19 protein-coding genes and 1 pseudogene are annotated in these 16,343 nt (G+C 54.1%); 15 read left to right on the plus strand and 5 right to left on the minus strand.

Going from position 1 to position 16,343, the window contains the following annotated elements; translation table 11 throughout:
• Window positions 1-91 precede the first annotated feature (91 nt).
• Window positions 92-733: an exopolysaccharide biosynthesis protein gene (locus tag IE102_RS14490; RefSeq protein WP_189487891.1), complete on the plus strand. Its 642-nt coding sequence runs from the start codon at window positions 92-94 to the stop codon at window positions 731-733.
• Window positions 734-774: 41 nt separating this feature from the next.
• A complete protein-coding gene (locus IE102_RS14495) occupies window positions 775-1,989 on the plus strand; it encodes an MFS transporter (protein ID WP_229807784.1) in 1,215 nt (404 codons plus the stop codon).
• On the opposite strand, the gene IE102_RS14500 is transcribed toward IE102_RS14495, so the two are convergent.
• Window positions 1,979-2,698 (minus strand): arginyltransferase, encoded by a 720-nt coding sequence (locus tag IE102_RS14500; RefSeq protein ID WP_189487899.1) that lies wholly within the window; start codon window positions 2,696-2,698, stop codon window positions 1,979-1,981. The genes IE102_RS14495 and IE102_RS14500 overlap by 11 nt on opposite strands.
• A 60-nt stretch (window positions 2,699-2,758) precedes the next feature.
• Window positions 2,759-3,658 carry a flagellar motor protein MotB gene (locus IE102_RS14505; RefSeq protein WP_189487901.1) on the minus strand — a complete coding sequence of 300 codons (900 nt, stop codon included), beginning with the start codon at window positions 3,656-3,658 and terminating at the stop codon, window positions 2,759-2,761.
• A 155-nt stretch (window positions 3,659-3,813) separates the two neighbouring features.
• On the opposite strand from IE102_RS14505, the gene IE102_RS14510 reads away from it, so the two are divergent.
• Both IE102_RS14510 and IE102_RS14515 read left to right on the plus strand, forming a co-directional pair.
• Window positions 3,814-4,287 carry a flavin reductase family protein gene (locus tag IE102_RS14510; RefSeq protein ID WP_308429933.1) on the plus strand — a complete coding sequence of 158 codons (474 nt, stop codon included), beginning with the start codon at window positions 3,814-3,816 and terminating at the stop codon, window positions 4,285-4,287.
• A 9-nt stretch (window positions 4,288-4,296) separates the two neighbouring features.
• Window positions 4,297-5,166, plus strand: coding sequence for an NAD(P)-dependent oxidoreductase (locus tag IE102_RS14515; protein ID WP_189487903.1), 870 nt, complete (start codon window positions 4,297-4,299; stop codon window positions 5,164-5,166).
• A 45-nt stretch (window positions 5,167-5,211) separates the two neighbouring features.
• Here the strand turns inward: IE102_RS14515 and hemB are convergent, their stop codons facing one another.
• From hemB to IE102_RS14530, 3 genes are all read right to left on the minus strand, one after another.
• Complete coding sequence (gene hemB, locus IE102_RS14520; RefSeq protein WP_189487905.1) at window positions 5,212-6,213, minus strand: porphobilinogen synthase; 1,002 nt, start codon at window positions 6,211-6,213, stop codon at window positions 5,212-5,214.
• Window positions 6,214-6,235: 22 nt separating this feature from the next.
• Window positions 6,236-6,841, minus strand: coding sequence for a hypothetical protein (locus IE102_RS14525; protein ID WP_189487907.1), 606 nt, complete (start codon window positions 6,839-6,841; stop codon window positions 6,236-6,238).
• Between the two features lie 86 nt (window positions 6,842-6,927).
• Complete coding sequence (locus tag IE102_RS14530) at window positions 6,928-7,461, minus strand: DUF1697 domain-containing protein (RefSeq protein WP_189487909.1); 534 nt, start codon at window positions 7,459-7,461, stop codon at window positions 6,928-6,930.
• A gap of 218 nt (window positions 7,462-7,679) precedes the next feature.
• On the opposite strand from IE102_RS14530, the gene hemA reads away from it, so the two are divergent.
• The 11 genes and pseudogenes from hemA to IE102_RS14585 all read left to right on the plus strand — a co-directional run bounded on the left by hemA (window position 7,680) and on the right by IE102_RS14585 (window position 16,150).
• Window positions 7,680-8,903: a 5-aminolevulinate synthase gene (hemA, locus tag IE102_RS14535; RefSeq protein ID WP_189487911.1), complete on the plus strand. Its 1,224-nt coding sequence runs from the start codon at window positions 7,680-7,682 to the stop codon at window positions 8,901-8,903.
• Window positions 8,904-8,967: 64 nt separating this feature from the next.
• The gene (locus IE102_RS14540; RefSeq protein ID WP_189487913.1) at window positions 8,968-9,171 is read left to right on the plus strand and encodes a DUF6898 family protein; all 204 of its coding nucleotides are present in this window, start codon (window positions 8,968-8,970) and stop codon (window positions 9,169-9,171) included.
• Between the two features lie 200 nt (window positions 9,172-9,371).
• Window positions 9,372-10,676, plus strand: coding sequence for a serine hydroxymethyltransferase (gene glyA / locus IE102_RS14545; RefSeq protein ID WP_308429934.1), 1,305 nt, complete (start codon window positions 9,372-9,374; stop codon window positions 10,674-10,676).
• A 9-nt stretch (window positions 10,677-10,685) separates the two neighbouring features.
• Window positions 10,686-11,150 (plus strand): annotated as a pseudogene (nrdR, locus tag IE102_RS14550) (transcriptional regulator NrdR); the annotation flags it as partial.
• A 107-nt stretch (window positions 11,151-11,257) separates the two neighbouring features.
• Window positions 11,258-11,908, plus strand: a complete 651-nt coding sequence (gene ribD / locus IE102_RS14555) for a bifunctional diaminohydroxyphosphoribosylaminopyrimidine deaminase/5-amino-6-(5-phosphoribosylamino)uracil reductase RibD (RefSeq protein WP_189487919.1) — start codon at window positions 11,258-11,260, stop codon at window positions 11,906-11,908.
• Window positions 11,909-11,919: 11 nt separating this feature from the next.
• Window positions 11,920-12,510: a riboflavin synthase gene (locus IE102_RS14560; protein ID WP_189487922.1), complete on the plus strand. Its 591-nt coding sequence runs from the start codon at window positions 11,920-11,922 to the stop codon at window positions 12,508-12,510.
• Between the two features lie 28 nt (window positions 12,511-12,538).
• The gene (ribB, locus tag IE102_RS14565; RefSeq protein WP_189487923.1) at window positions 12,539-13,684 is read left to right on the plus strand and encodes a 3,4-dihydroxy-2-butanone-4-phosphate synthase; all 1,146 of its coding nucleotides are present in this window, start codon (window positions 12,539-12,541) and stop codon (window positions 13,682-13,684) included.
• A 44-nt stretch (window positions 13,685-13,728) separates the two neighbouring features.
• A complete protein-coding gene (locus IE102_RS14570; protein WP_189487926.1) occupies window positions 13,729-14,202 on the plus strand; it encodes a 6,7-dimethyl-8-ribityllumazine synthase in 474 nt (157 codons plus the stop codon).
• The gene (gene nusB, locus IE102_RS14575; protein ID WP_189487928.1) at window positions 14,195-14,719 is read left to right on the plus strand and encodes a transcription antitermination factor NusB; all 525 of its coding nucleotides are present in this window, start codon (window positions 14,195-14,197) and stop codon (window positions 14,717-14,719) included. The genes IE102_RS14570 and nusB overlap by 8 nt, the downstream gene beginning before the upstream one ends.
• Window positions 14,716-15,681: a thiamine-phosphate kinase gene (thiL, locus tag IE102_RS14580; protein ID WP_189487930.1), complete on the plus strand. Its 966-nt coding sequence runs from the start codon at window positions 14,716-14,718 to the stop codon at window positions 15,679-15,681. The genes nusB and thiL overlap by 4 nt, the downstream gene beginning before the upstream one ends.
• Before the next feature lie 37 nt (window positions 15,682-15,718).
• Window positions 15,719-16,150: a hypothetical protein gene (locus tag IE102_RS14585; protein WP_189487932.1), complete on the plus strand. Its 432-nt coding sequence runs from the start codon at window positions 15,719-15,721 to the stop codon at window positions 16,148-16,150.
• The last annotated feature ends 193 nt before the right edge of the window (window positions 16,151-16,343 follow it).

Consider the following 16,343-nt stretch of genomic DNA (forward strand, 5'->3'; position numbering starts at 1 on the left):
TCTTAATGAGTCCCTTCCAAACGATAAGGTAATTTCATATTGATGGCGCTGCGCTTTTATGTTGCAGTGCATCATCAATATGGGGTGCTTTATGCGCGACTTAGCCGGTATTAACGACACGTCTGAAAAAATCAGCGATATGCTGACGCACACGATTACTCTGATCGACGGTAAGTCGGTCACCCTGCGCGATCTTATCGGGCGCATCGGGGAGCAGGGGTTCCTGCTGTTGTGTGCGCTTCTGACCCTGCCGTTTCTGCTGCCGGTATCCATTCCCGGCGTCAGTACCGTGTTTGGGGTGGCCATATTGCTAATCAGTCTGGCGATTACGCTCAATCGTTTGCCTTGGCTACCCAGCCAGATTCTTGACCGCGAACTTGAGGCGGACAAGCTGATTCCGGTTCTGGAAAGAGGCGTGAAGATTGTCTCCCGCATTGATCCCTATGTGCAGCCGCGCCTTCTGATGTTTTCCACGGGCACTGTCATCAACAGGTTCAACGGGGCCGTGCTGATGTTTTCGGCACTGCTGCTGATGCTGCCTTTGGGCTTCATTCCCTTCTCCAATACCCTGCCCGGCGTCGCCATTTTATTGATGTCGATAGGCATGGTTCAGCGTGATGGCGCTTTGGTGGTTGCGGGCTACAGCTTTGTGATAGCTACTTTGGTTTACTTTGGCGTTCTGGCCTATGCCGCGCTGAGTGCTGGACAAGGTTTGTCATCGCTAATTTCGTAAGGGGCATTTACAGGCTCTGATCATTTGCCTATGTCCACGCGATGCGTGTGCCGCTCCCCTTTTCCGATCCTGACGGCCTTAGTCGACTGATCACTGTATCGGGCGTTGGCCTTTGCCAGCTCATAGCTTTTGGAACCTCGCTTTATTTATTGACGACGCTGGCTGTCCCGATTGCCGCAGATACGGGCTGGCCGCTGGCATGGGTTGTTGGTGGGTACTCAATCGGCGTTTTGACTTCTGCGGCGATCTCACCTTTGGCGGGGCGATACATCAGTGCCGGGTACGGCCATTTTGTTCTTGCCGCAAGTGCGGTGTTGTTTGCGGCTGGATTGGTCGGCGTGTCACAATCCGGTAGCCTGCTTGTTTATTGCGTAGCCTGGATCGTTGTGGGCGCGGCCATGGGGTGCGGTTTGTATGATGCCGCCTTTGGGACGGTAGGTCGCATTTTCGGGCAATCGGCACGGTCTTTGATAATACAGATCGCTCTGTGGGGAGGCTTTGCGTCGACGGTTTTCTGGCCGATGAGCGAGTATTTACAGACCGCCTATGGATGGCGAATAACCTGCCTAGTATTTGCCGGGATACATCTGGTCATATGTCTGCCGATATATGTGTGGTTGGTGCCAAGGCCTACGGATGCAACGGCACCTAAGCAGATAAAAGACCTCAGCAAGATCAGGCCTGAGCCAGATGAACAGGTCATATATTGGACGCTGGGTTTAGTGATTACCTGTGAAATGGCGATTGTCGCGATGATGTCGGTGCATATGCATACCATTTTGCAAAGCCGTGGTTTGTCTGCGACCGCTGCGGTAGCGCTGAGTGCGTTAATTGGACCATCGCAGGTGGCGTCACGCCTGATGGAGTTAACTATCGGTAAGAAATGGCCGCCTTATGTCTCTATGGCGCTTGGGGTTGCCGGTGTGGCGGCAGCCCTTGGGCTGATTATCTTTGGCACCGATTTGAATACGCCGGCGCTGATTATTTATGGGGCGGGGCTTGGCGTAGTTTCAATTACGACAGGCACCGTGCCTTTGGCGGTTTTTGGGCCGATGCGCTATCCGCTGCTTATGGGACGCCTGCGCCGGATCAGTCTGGTCATGCAGGCGATTGCCCCGGCCATAGGTGCCTGGCTCCTGACACAAGCGGGCATGAATGCTCTGTTGAGCTTTATTGGAGCGCTCTCAGTCTTATGCTTGCTTGTGGCCGTTTATCTGGCGCGCAAATGTCATAGCCATATAAAGCTTAAGGCTTGATGCGCTGCCAGCCGCCGTCGGTTAAGCCTTCGAGGGGGCGATAGCGGGACTTGTAGTCCATCTTGGGGCTCCCCTTCACCCAATAGCCCAGATAGACATAAGGGTAGCCGACTTTTTGAGCCTGAGCGATGTGGTCAAGAATAACGTATCGGCCCAGCGATCGGCTCATCAGATCCGGATCATAAAAGCTGTAGACCAGTGACAATCCGTCGTTGAGCGCATCGACCAGAACGCAACCAATTAAACGCCCGTCCAGCCGATATTCAATGATATGTGTGCGCACCAGCGTGTCTTCGATCATGGCCACAAGGTCAGGCCAGGTCATGTCCATCATGCCGCCATCAGGGTGACGTGACCGAAGATAGCGTTGCAGTAGTTCGTATTGTTCCCGGCTGGCTTCGGCTTCGACAAACGATTTCGTAAGGTCGATATTACGCTTAAGTATCCGCCGATCACTTTTGGACAGGACGTATTCATTGACCGGGATGCGCACCGACTGGCAGGCATTACAGTTATGGCAGGCGGGACGGTAGGCGATGTTCTGAGAGCGCCGGAAGCCTATGGCCGAGAGTTGATCGTTGACGCTAATGGCCTCCAGCGGCGGCAGGTGTACGAACACCTTACGCTCTTCCAGATTGGGCAAGTAGGGGCAGGGACCGGGGATGGTCAGATAGTACCTTAGTTTTCGTCCCGGAAAATGCTCGCTCATAGCGCGTTACTGACGGCCTGATTTAAAATAGCTGGAGCCTTATCAGACCCCAAAAATGCCTTAAAGTGAAGGGCTATCTGGTAAAACAGGGGCTTCACGCAGTAAAATTATAGCGATGCGACGATTTCCGGCAAGGGTGGGATCATCCGGATACAGTGGCTCCTTAGCGGCCTTGCCGGAGACCTGAGCGATTCGATCCTGATCAACGCCTGCGCCTTGTAAAATCGATCGTGATGCATCTGCCCGTTGCGCCGACAGCGCCCAATCCTTTTCGGCACCGCCCGCAGCGCTGGCTGACGTATGGCCGGTGATTGAAATACGGTTCGGTAATTGATTGATAATCTTGGCGATAGCCCTAAGCAGCGTACGCGCCCGCTCATTCGGACGGGCAGAACCGGCATCAAACATCGAGCGGCCTTCCTGATCGATCAACTGAACGCGCAGGCCTTCCGGGGTCTGGTCGATCAGAATGTTTTTAGATAATTCCGCCAGTTCGGGCATGTCCTGTAAGGCCTGACGCAAGGATTCGGCCGCACTTCGGAACGATTCTTCTTCGCGCTTCAGAAGTTCCTCGCGCAGTTCGTCCTCGCTGGATTTCGACAAGTCGCCGGAGGTGGTCGACTGGCCATCACGGTCCTGCATATTGGGCGCTTCGGGGGCCAGTTGCTCAATAAATGCCATGGCGCCGGCACTTTGCGCACCTTCATCGCCGACGGCCGTTCCACCCAGAATCCCGCCGGAGCCACTGGACGACGAAGACACGCTGGCGGGCGCGAAATAGTCGGCAACGCCGCGTTTCTGTTCCGGACTGGTGGTATTGATCAGCCACATCAATAGAAAGAAGGCCATCATGGCGGTCACGAAGTCCGCATAGGCGACTTTCCACGCGCCACCGTGGTGGCCGCCACCGACCACTTTTTTGACTTTTTTGATAACGACGGGGGCGTCGCGGCTGGCCATGAAGAATCCTTGTAGGCAAAGGGTTTCATGATGTTTAACGCTTTTATAGTTAACAGGTGGTTGAAGGGCGAGGCCTTCAAGCTTTGGTTTGACCTTATGCCCTGTCTCAGTCCATAGAGGGTGTGTATGATTTAGACCGTGAACCGGAGATTCCCGTGACTCAAAAACCGCCGTTGCGCCATGTGCTTGGTGCATTTGCCACCGGGGTGTGCGTTATTACGGCTCAGGCTAATGGGCAAATTATTGGACTAACGGCCAATTCGTTTACGTCGGTATCCCTTGACCCGCCGCTGGTGCTTTGGTGTCTGGATAACCGCTGTGAGCGGTATGGTGTTTTCGCCGGAGCCGAGGCTTTTGACATCAATATCCTCAGCAGTGAACAAAGTCCTTTGTCTGACCGGTTTGCGCGCGGTGATGCGGTGATCGGGGATCATGAGGGCTTGTTGACGCTTGATCATCCTTTGCGACTTAAGAAGGTCATCGGCTGGCTATCGTGCGTTACGCATGACACACGGGTCGTTGGTGATCACCTCCTTATTGTGGGCAGGGTCGAGGCCTACGATTACGGGGCGGGCGAGGGGTTGACGTTTTTTCGTGGCCGTTACGGCCAAACCCATATGTTCGGTTAAGGTAGAATTATGAAAATAGTATTCGCAGGTCTGGGGGTAATGGGCGCGCCAATGGCCGGGCATTTGGTTAAGGCTGGGCTGTCGGTCACGGGCTATAACCGCAGCCATGATAAGGCGCAGGTTTGGGCTGAAACGCACGGTGCGCCGGTCGAGGCGGACTTTGAGCGTGCAGTCAGCACTGCGGATATTCTGGTTTTGTGCGTAGGTAATGACACTGATGTGCGCGGACTGGTATCGCGCGCAATGAACGCCATGCGGTCAGGCAGCCTGATCATCGACCACACGACCACATCGGCTAAACTGGCGCGGGAACTTTTTGATGTATGTGCATCAAAAGGCATAGAATTTGTTGATGCGCCTGTGTCGGGTGGGCAAGCGGGGGCCGTCAATGGCCAGCTATCGATTATGGTGGGCGGGAGTGCTAACGCCGTAGAACGCGCGCAGACTATTTTAGCCCCCTATGCCAAAAGTGTCACCCATATTGGTGAAGCTGGTGCCGGACAACTGGCCAAGATGGCCAACCAAATCGCTATTACCGGGGCGGTTCAAGGGGTGGCTGAGGCCCTGCATTTTACCAAATCGGCCGGTCTTGATCCGGCGTTGGTGTTTGACGCGATTTCCAAGGGGGCTGCCGGATCATGGCAGATGGAAAACCGCTGGGCGACCATGGCGGCGGATACATATGATTTCGGGTTTGCCGTTGATTGGATGCGCAAAGATTTGGGTATCGCGCTGGATGAAGCGCGCTCGAACGGGGCGCATCTGTCGGTCGCGGCTCTGGTCGATCAGTTCTATTCGGAAGTGCAAACTATGGGCGGCAAGCGCTGGGATACCTCATCGCTTCATGCGCGGTTAGAAGATCGTCGCAAAAAGCTTTGATTTCCGGGGTTTGGGGCCCTGGAAATGTATTGCGTCCCCAAGTCTTCACTTATTAAGTTTCTCAGCCACTTCTTTAGCAAAGTAAGTCAAAATGCCCGATGCGCCCGCCCGCTTAAAGGCCGTAAGGCTTTCCAGCACGGCGCGGTCGTGATCGAGTAAGCCCTGATCGGATGCGGCCTTGATCATCGCATATTCGCCGGACACCTGATAGGCGAAGGTCGGCACCTTAAATGTATCGGCCACGCGCCAGACGATATCGAGATAAGGCAGGCCCGGTTTGACCATAACCATGTCAGCGCCTTCCTGAATATCAAGGGCGACTTCGCGCAGGGCTTCGTCGGTATTTGCCGAATTCATCTGATAGGTTTTCTTATCGCCTTTCAAAGCCTTAACGCCGATGGCATCGCGATAAGGGCCGTAAAAGGCTGAGGCATATTTGGCGGCATAGGACATGATCAGCGCGTCCTTATGCCCGCGCGCCTCCAGAGCCTGACGGATCGCGCCGATACGGCCATCCATCATATCCGAGGGCGCAACAATATCGGCGCCTGCTTCATATTGGATGACGGCCTGTTCAATGAGGGCGTCAATGGTCGCATCATTGTCGATCCTATCGTTGATCAGAAGCCCGTCGTGACCATGATCGGTATAGGGATCAAGCGCGACATCGACGATCAGACCGATATCCGGTACTGCGGACTTAATGGCGCGGCAGGCCAGTGGAATTATGCCTTGGGGGTCAAGTGCGGCCCGTCCATCGCTGAAGCGCTTACGTTCATCAATGTGAGGAAATAGCGCCAGTGCCTTTATGCCAAGATCGCGGGCGGCTTTGGCCTCACGTACGGCCTCATCAATGCTGAGGCGATCAATGCCCTTAAGTGATCCGATCGGATCGCGGGCAATGTCGCGGTCGTGGACGAATATGGGCCAGATAAGATCAGAGGCTAAGAGCGTGTGTTCCTGAACCAGGTCCCTGATCCAGCCATTTTGACGCAGGCGACGGGGGCGTACAAACGGGTAGGCTCCCGTAACAGGAACGAAGGTCATTTAAAAACTCAAAATTGGAAAATCAGTTGCCGGTTTTGCAGTCGGCATAGGCCTGAAAAATGTCCTTGCCAATACATTTGTGCTTGATGAGGCGAAGAAAGCCGACCGTCGAGGTGGTCAAAATCCACAGGGTCGCAATCAAGGTAAAAAAGGCAGAAACAATAAATCCGGAAGCGGCGGTAATAATGGAAACAACGGGAATTTTGGAGGTATCAAGGTCGTTGAGATTTATATCTAAGGTTCGCCAGTCCGTCACATCATATTGGGTCATGAAAATCTGGATGATGGTGTAGGTCAGAAACACCGTGCAAATCAGAGCGATGAAGGTGGCCATGGACCAGAGAACGAAGACGACCCAGAAGTTGCGAATTTGATAGGCGTAGTGGCTGGTAATATAATTCTTGATCTGCGATTTTCGCATATAGGCTATAACGGCGGCGATCAACGCGGTGAGGCCAAGCGAAAACGGACTAACGAATAATAGCCCGTATACCAGAAATGCCAGATTGCGTTCATCGGCCTCAGATGTCGCCTTTGGCGACGCGCTGATGCGGCCCCCCAACGTGGACTGAATACCGAGATGCGTCAAAATGCCGGAGGCTTCTGGACGATGGTGATCGGTTATCATTCTTGATTTCCTTCCACGACACGCAGGAATAAGCGGGCATCATGGCAAATAATTGATGAAAATGCAAACCGTGATGCATCGCACCCTTATTTTAAGCTTAATCGTGATAGGGCCATAACGGTGTTCCAATTGCGCGCGGTCGCTGTGACTTTTAGAGCTTTCTCAATCTTTTCAGCAAGTTTTGACGTGCCCAAGCCCGATGGCGTGTGTAAATAAAAGGCCAAATCCGTAAGCGCATAGGCTTCGTCCTCTTTTTTAAACGCGCCCAAAACTTCGTGATCAGGGTTAATCGCAGGGCTTTTCAGGCAATAAACGTGGAGTGATTTCGGTATCTGCGTAGCCTCTTTGAACGGATTGGCGGTTATGATCGCGCTAAAATCATCACGACTTAAAACGTGGATGCCACATTCAAATCCAAAAGTTTCTTTCACTACATCCGTAACATCAGTTTCAATTTTAGCGAGGCGGTCGGAACTTTTGAGAACCACATTGCCACTTTGGATGTAGGTTTCGACGTCTGTGTAGCCAAGGGATTCGAGTGCTGTTTTTAGCGTTTTCATTGGCATTTTTTTGTGGCCGCCGACATTAATGCCTCGAAAAAGAATGACGAACGTCTGCATGATAATGGTTCTCAAGTTCAATAAAATGAGGGGTTTATTTTAAGGGTGCGGCATTTAGCCCTACATAAATCGTGGAATTTAACCTAATATTATGGTCAAAGAGAAATGTTTCAGCCCAGTCTCTTAGTGCTGGGGCTGGTCAGGCGCGGATTATACCCTTATATGCGCGCCACAAATGCAAGGCGTAAGCGCTGTGTGCAGCGCCGGAGATTGATATAATGGACTATAATGCCGCTTTTGAGGCCGCTGTCGAAACCGTCCGTTCGGAAGGTCGCTACCGCGTGTTCGCCAATCTCAAGCGTCATAATGGTCAGTTTCCGCGCGCGACCTGGGAGCGACCTGATGGCACGCATCAGGACGTAACGGTCTGGTGTTCCAACGATTATCTCGGCATGGGCCAAAATCCGGTTGTGCTTGAGGCCATGCATAAGGCCATAGATGAAGCAGGTTCGGGTTCGGGCGGCACACGCAATATTTCCGGCACGACCTGGTATCATAATGCACTTGAAGCCGAGTTGGCTGATCTGCATCAAAAGCAGGCGGCGCTGGTGTTTACGTCCGGCTATGTCGCTAACGAAGCCACGCTGACGACGCTTTATAAAATTTTGCCAGGCCTGATCATCTTTTCCGATGCGCTTAATCATGCGTCGATGATCGCCGGTATCCGTAACGGCGGCGGTGAGCGGCATGTCTTCCGTCATAATGATCTTGAGCATCTGGAAGCGCTGCTGAAGGCGGCCCCTGTCAATGCGCCGAAACTCATCGCCTTTGAGTCGGTCTATTCGATGGATGGTGATATTGCCGATATCCACGGCACGGTCGCTCTGGCCAAAAAATACGGGGCGCTCACCTATATTGATGAAGTGCACGCGGTCGGTCTTTATGGTCAGCGCGGGGCCGGTGTGGCCGAGCGCGACGGCATCATGGATCAGATCGATATCATCGAAGGTACGCTGGGTAAGGCCTTTGGCATGATGGGCGGCTATATCGCCGGATCTGCGGCTATGGTGGACGCCATCCGCCTGTGGGCGTCGGGCTTTATCTTCACGACCTCTTTGCCGCCCGCCGTTATGGCCGGCGCCACGGCTTCGGTGCGTTGGCTTAAAGAACACAATGAGCGCCGCGACGCGCATCAGGAGCGGGCACAAACCCTGATGTGCCGCTTCCGTGAAGCCGGGATTCCGGTTTTGCCGTCAGTCAGTCATATCGTGCCGGTTCTGGTCGGCCATGCCCATCACTGCAAGATGATTTCGGATATGCTGCTCAATGACTTTTCGATCTATGTGCAGCCTATCAACTACCCGACCGTGCCCAAGGGGACGGAGCGCCTACGCTTTACGCCGTCTCCGGATCATGACGATAAGATGATGGATGAACTGGTATCAGCCATGGATAAGCTGTGGAGCCACTGCAATGTGGCGCGTATGCCCGCCGTGGCGTAAGGCGGCTTGAACTTGGGCCTGATTCGCTTTTAAATAAACGCGTACGCTGAATCAGAGTTCGCCCATGTCCGAAGTGCTGCTGGAATATCATCGCAACGGCGCCTATCTCAAGGTCACGGCTGTCGATCCGGCGACGGGTGAGGAAGTCAGCGCCATGGGGCCTGCCAGTAATCCAACGGCTGTCAAAAGTCTGGCGATTACGAAATTGCAGAACAAACTGGCCGCCCTTCGCCAAACCCCGCCCGCCAAGCCCGGAAAATTCATTTAAAGCTTTGTGCTGCAACGCCGCATAGGTGGTTTTTTGTCTTGGAATCGCGGTGTTAAAGGTTTAACAGACGCTCTAAGTTTTTGCCTGGTCGCAATATTATAGCCGAAAACCGCCTTACACTTTTCGGCATATTGCTCCGGGTTTCAGGCCGCATGTCGCACAACTGACATACGGCTGCTTCAGATGACAGGATCATGCCCGTGAACGCTCCCGCCCAGGCCGCATCGTTTATCCCGCAAGGATACTTTAACCATTCGCTCGAACAGTCGGATACGGCGGTTCTTGAGGCGATCAAGGGTGAGCTTCACCGCCAGCAGCATGAGATTGAACTGATCGCGTCGGAAAATATCGTCTCAAAGGCGGTACTAGAGGCGCAGGGCTCGGTTCTGACCAACAAATATGCCGAAGGCTACCCCGGCCGCAGATATTATGGTGGCTGCGAGTATGTCGATGAAGTCGAAAAGCTGGCCATTGAGCGCGCCAAGACACTGTTCAACTGCGCCTATGCCAATGTGCAACCGCACTCCGGGGCTCAGGCCAACCAGGCGGTGTTCTTTACCCTGCTTCAGCCGGGCGACACCTACATGGGCATGGATCTGGCCTGCGGTGGGCACCTGACCCACGGTTCTCCGGCCAACCAGTCGGGGAAGTGGTTTAAGGTTATCCCATACGGGGTGCGTGAGGATAATCACCTGATTGATATGGATCAGGTCGAAGCGCTGGCCAAGGAACACAAGCCCAAGCTGATTATCGCCGGGGCGTCGAACTACAGCCGCCACATCGACTTTAAGCGTTTCCGTGAGATCGCCGACAGCATTGGGGCCTATCTGTTTGTGGATATGGCGCACTATGCCGGTTTGGTGGCGGGTGGCCAATACCCCGATCCATTACCTCATGCCCATGTGGTAACGACGACGACGCACAAAACCCTGCGCGGACCGCGCGGCGGTATGATTTTGTCTAATGACGAAGCTCTGGGCAAAAAGATCAATTCGGCGGTATTCCCCGGTCTGCAAGGCGGGCCTCTGATGCACGTTATTGCCGGTAAGGCGGTCGCCTTCGGTGAAGCATTGCAGCCGGAATTTAAAGCCTATGCCGCTCAGGTCGTGGCCAATGCCCGTGTGCTGGCCGAAGTTTTGGTCGAGCGTGGTCTGGCCATTGTGTCCGGCGGCACCGACAGCCATGTCATGTCCGTCGATCTGCGCCCCAAGGGCCAGACGGGTAAGGCGACCGAGGCTGCACTCGAAGCCGCGGGCATTACCTGCAACAAGAACGGTATTCCGTTCGATCCGCAGCCGTTCACCATTACATCAGGTGTGCGTTTGGGGACGCCGGCCGGGACAACGCGTGGCTTCCGTGAAGCTGAGTTCCGTGAAATCGGTCACCTGATTGCGGATGTGGTTGACGGTATGGCTGCAAACGATGGCCAGCCCGATCCGGCAGTTCAGTCGGTCGTGCTCGAAAAAGTTAAGGCCCTGACGGCTCGCTTTCCTATTTATGAATAAAGGCTAGTCATGCGCTGCCCCTTCTGCGGTAATCCCGAAACCCAGGTCAAAGATTCCCGTCCCAGTGAGGATGGGGCAGCCATCCGCCGCCGCCGGTCATGTAATGAATGTGGCGGTCGATTCACGACCTTTGAGCGGGTGCAACTGCGCGACCTGATGATCGTCAAGCGTTCCGGTCGGCGCACACCGTTTGACCGGGCTAAGCTGGAGCGCTCAATTTCACTGGCGCTTCGCAAGCGACCTGTGGATCAGGAGCGTCTGGACCGTATGGTGTCCGGCATTGTGCGTCAGTTGGAAAGCATGGGCGAAACTGACATCAACTCCGATGTGGTGGGTGAGTTGGTGATGAAGGCCTTACGCTCGCTCGATGTCGTAGCCTATGTCCGTTATGCGTCGGTCTATCGCGACTTCAAGGAAACCTCTGATTTTGCGCGATTCCTTGGGGACGAAGGCCTTGATCACGATGGGTTTGAGGTCAGTGTGCCGACCACCAGCCCGCCGGGAAATCCGACTCTGAAAGACCCGGTTGAGATTAAGCGGGGCTTAGGCGAGCAGGATCTGTCGCCGACCGATGATGCCTGATGGATCGCCCCTTTATCACCCTTAAGCTGGCGACGACTCTGGATGGCCGCATTGCGACGGCATCTGGCCAGAGCCGCTGGATTACGGGTGAAGAGGCGCGCCGGTGTGTCCATGAACTGAGAGCGGGGCATGATGCCGTACTGGTGGGTATAGAAACCGTTATCAAGGATGACCCGGAACTTACAGTGCGTCTGCAAGGCTATGAAGGCTTTCAGCCGACGCGCATCGTGTTTGATTCCAAAGGCCGCATCCCGCTACATTCCAAACTGGTGCAGACGGCGCGTGTGATCCCGACGTGGGTGGTTACTACACACGACCTAAATCCTGAAATTCAGGCGGCCGGGGTCAAGGCCATCAAGGTCGCTTCCTTTCATCAGCGTGTCGATATTCTTCTGGCCATGGAGGCTCTATCGCGCGCGGGTATTGAGCGGTTGTTTATCGAAGGCGGTGGATTGATTGCCACCGCTTTCATTAAGGCGGGACTGGTTGATCGGCTTGAATGGTTTCGCTCCGCCACCATCTTAGGCGGGGATGCGAGATCCGTGATCGGTTTTCTCAACATTGATGATATCAATGGCATGATCCGGTTTAATCGTCTTGGGGTTCAGGCCGTTGGCGATGATCTCTGGGAAAGTTACGAGTTAAGCTAAGGCAAGAGTTTATGTTTACGGGTATTATCACCGATATGGGCGAAGTCGTCGGCGTGGATCGCCATGACGGCGGCGCACGCTTTGAAATCAGAACGGCCTATGATCTAGGCGGTGTTGATCTGGGGGCGTCGATTGCCCATTCCGGATGCTGCCTGACCGTGGTGAGTAAAACGGATGACCGTTTTACAGTTGATGTCTCCAATGAAACCCTATCTTTGACGACCTTGAAGCAATGGGAACTGGGGCAAAAAATCAATCTTGAGCGCGCACTTAAGGTCGGTGATGAACTGGGCGGCCACATTGTCGCCGGTCATGTCGACGGCGTGGGTGAGTTAGTTAGCGTCAAATCAGACGGTGACAGCTATCGGCTGAAAATTCGTGTGCCGCGCCCCTTGCATCGCTATATAGCCCCGAAAGGCTCAATTGCGCTGGACGGCATATCGCTGACAGTCAACGAAGTCGAAGATGATGTCTTTGGTGTCAATATCATTCCCCATACCTGGACCCATACGACATTGTCGCAAATCGGTGAGGGGGGTAAACTAAACCTTGAGATTGATCTCATGGCGCGTTATGCCGCCAGATGGCGTGAGACTGTGTAACGGTTTTGCGTAGAAGGACTTTGACATTATGACCCTGCACAGTGCGCAAACGGATCTGACGAACATAGATCACGAAAGCCCCATCTCGCCGATCGAGGATATCCTTGAGGATGCGCGTAACGGCAGGCCCTATATTCTGGTCGATGCCGAAGATCGTGAAAATGAAGGCGATGTGATCATACCGGCCCAGATGGCGACCCCTGATATGGTCAACTTCATGGCTCGGCACGCGCGCGGTCTTATTTGCCTGGCGATTACGCCTGAGCGGGCCAGACAATTGCGCCTGCCGCCGATGGCCCATGATAACGGCGCGCGCAACGGCACAGCCTTTACCGTGGCTATCGAGGCCAAAGAGGGGGTCACAACCGGTATATCGGCCCATGATCGCGCCCGTACCATCGCGGTGGCCGTTGATCCCACAAAGGATTCCCAAGATATCGTCAGTCCCGGCCATGTGTTTCCGCTGGTCGCGCGTGATGGCGGGGTTTTGGTGCGCGCGGGTCATACCGAAGCGGCGGTCGATATTTCACGCATGGCCGGACTTAACCCGGCCGGTGTCATTTGCGAAGTCATGAACGATGACGGCACGATGGCACGCTTGCCGGATCTGGTGAAGTTTGCCCAGCTTCATGGCCTGAAAATTGGTACGATTGCCGATCTGATCGCGTATCGTCGCCGGACTGAGCGTTTCGTTGAGCGTGTGCTCGAAAAACCATTCCAGAGTCAGTGGGGCGGTAATTTCCGTCTTTTTGTCTATCGCAATCGGATTGATCAGTCCGAACATATTGCCTTGGTCAAGCACCAGCCTGTGCCGCATCAGGCAGCCCTGGTGCGTATGCATCAGCTTGATGTCGCCTCAGATGTATTGGGAGGGATCGGTGGTGCCTCCCGGGCAAACCTGATCGAAGCGGCCATGAAGGCGTTGTCGGAGTTTGATGGCCCGTCCGTAATGGTCATGCTTCGCGATCCGGACCCCAAGGTTCTGTCATCCCGGTTTGCCTCTGAGGACCCGGTAGGGCTCGGTGCGCGCGGTCTTCGTGATTACGGCGTGGGTGCGCAAATTCTTTTAGATCTTGGCGTTCGTGATATGATTGCCTTGTCGTCGTCAAAACCCAAACCGGCAGCTCTGGAAGGTTACGGCTTATCAATCGTTGACTGGCAAAATCTGGCTTGATTGTCTAACCGGCCGCCTTTGAAATTTAGTTTGAGGAATATCTATTGTCACAAGAACAACCCTTGCGCATCCTGATCGTCGAAAGCCGGTTTTATGATGATATTTCTGACGAGCTTCTGGCCGGAGCCAAATCTGCGCTCGAAGCCTACGGGGCTGAGTACGACGTGGTGACGGTGCCGGGGGCGTTTGAGGTGCCGGCGGCGATCGCCATGGCCGAAGATGCGGCGCATCGTCCAACGGGCCGTTATTACGATGGTTATGTGGCTCTAGGCTGCGTCATTCGCGGGGATACCACCCACTATGATTATGTCTGTACGGAATCGGCCCGCGGCCTGATGGATCTGTCGATGAACCAGCGTCTGGCGATCGGTTACGGTATTCTGACGGTCGAAGACGAAGATCAGGCCTGGGTGCGGGCACGACGCTCCGAAGGCGACAAGGGCGGCACGGTGGCCAAGGTTTGTCTTGATATGATTTCGCTGCGCAAATCCTTGCTGGGTGGTGGCGTTCATGACTGAGTCCCCTAAGCCACAAAGCCTTAAGGAGGTCATGGAGCACCTCAATACACCCGAAGTTAAGGGCAAAACCCTAAGTGCCCGCGACAAGCAGGCGCGTACCGTAGCGCGACTGGTTCTGGTGCAGGCGCTCTACCAGATGGAGCTGACCGGGCAGGGTGTTGAGACCATAGTTCGTGAGTTCTCTGATTTCCGCTTTGACGGCGATCTGGAAGGTGAACCTCTGGGGGAAGGCGATATCGATTTTTTCTCCGATGGTCTACGCACGGTCGTCAAAGAGCAATCAACTATTGATCGTAATATCGCGGAGCGTCTGGCGGCGGGGTGGCGGCTGGATCGTATCGACACGACTCTGCGGGCCATTCTGCGCTCCGGGGCGTGGGAACTTGGTTTCCGCAAGGATATAGGCAAGGAAGTCGTGATCAACGAATATGTGGAAATCGCCAAGGCATTTTTCGGGGAAACCGAAGCGAAATTCGTCAATGGCGCGCTTGATGGCATTGCGCGCGATGTAAGATGACGGATAATTCCGAATTCAGCGTGATCGATAGATTGTTCAGGCCCCTTGCGGGCCTGACGTCTGAGGCACGCGGATTACGGGATGACGTGGCGGTTTTACCCTCCGACAATACACACGATCTGGTGGTTACGACCGATGCTATGGTCGAAGGTGTGCATTTTTTAAGCACGGACCCGCTCGATAAGGTCGCGCAAAAACTGCTGCGGGTAAACCTGTCTGATCTGGCCGCCAAGGGCGCGGTGCCTTATGGTTATCAATTATTGACAGCCTGGCCGCACGGATTGCCGTTTGAAGCCAAACAAACCTTTGCCAAAGGGCTTAAGGCTGATCAGGCGCGGTTCAATGTAGCACTTTTCGGCGGGGATACGGTGTCGACGCCGGGGCCGTTGATGGTCAGTGTAACGCTGTTCGGTCGCGTAGCGAAGGGGCAGACTGTGGCGCGCGCAGGCGCGAAAGCCGGTGATCGGGTGCTGGTTAGTGGCCCTATCGGTCAGGGCTATCTCGGTCTGAAAGTCTTGCAGGGGGAATATCCGGAGCTTGCGGCTGAATTTAAAGCTGAATTGGTTGATACTTATCAATTGCCTCAGCCGCGTCTTGATATGGCGGACGTGGTAAGGGCCAATGCACACGCTTCAATGGATATTTCAGATGGTTTGGTGGCTGATACTGGCCATATCGCTCAGGCATCGCGGGTGGATATAGATATTGACCTTAACCGGGTGCCGACGTCACGGGCGGCGCGGGCGGCCATGGCATTAGGTGCCAGCGTGCTGGATCTGATCAGTGGCGGCGATGACTATCAGATTTTGTGCACAGCGTCAGGGGAGCGCGCCAAAGCCCTGTGTGAAGCGGGTTTTGTCGATATTGGTGAGTGTTTCCCGGCCAAAAGTCAGGGACAGGTCATTGTACTGTCAGATGGTAAGCCCGTTGAGATAGAAAATACCGGCTGGGTGCATAGCTGATCACCAAATTTCAACCTATTTCGGGTTGAATAGTGGTATGCGCATTTCATTTATAACTCTGCTGATTTCGTTTTTGGTCTCCATTTTTCTGCCGCTCTCGGTGGCCCATGCATCGGGTGCGCCTAAAAAGGAAGAAGCCGAGGCCGGGCCGCCATATGTACGTCTATCTTCGGTAGCCATACCGGTTTTTGAAAATCAGTCAGTGGTGAACTACATTTTTCTGACGGTAAGGTTGAATCTGACTGCCAAGGCTGATGTCAACAAGCTGCGCGAAAAAGAGCCCTATTTCCGTAATCAACTCATGCAGGCGGCCTATAAGACCTCTTTTGCACTGCCAGATAAAAGCGATACTCTGGATGAGGCGCGCTTCAAAAAGGTCATGATTGGGGAATTCAGTCGTGTATCAGGGCCGGGCATGATCCAGAGTATTGAAATCTTGGATCAAAACCCAAAACGCCGTCGTCGCTGAAAGCTATAAGACGCCAGTTGTCTGAATATTTTATCTATGTCTTGTGCCTCGGTTGTTGTGTGTGCGTCGCACAATATTCGTCTAAGTGATCAGGTGTCATATCACTTAAATGGCATAATTAATCCCTTGATCTTGCATGTATTGTTAAGTTTTGGCACACTTTGAAAGGTGTTGGGGGCGTTTCACGTTATCT

It is taken from the genome of Asticcacaulis endophyticus (genome assembly GCF_014652575.1).
Lineage (GTDB): Bacteria > Pseudomonadota > Alphaproteobacteria > Caulobacterales > Caulobacteraceae > Asticcacaulis > Asticcacaulis endophyticus.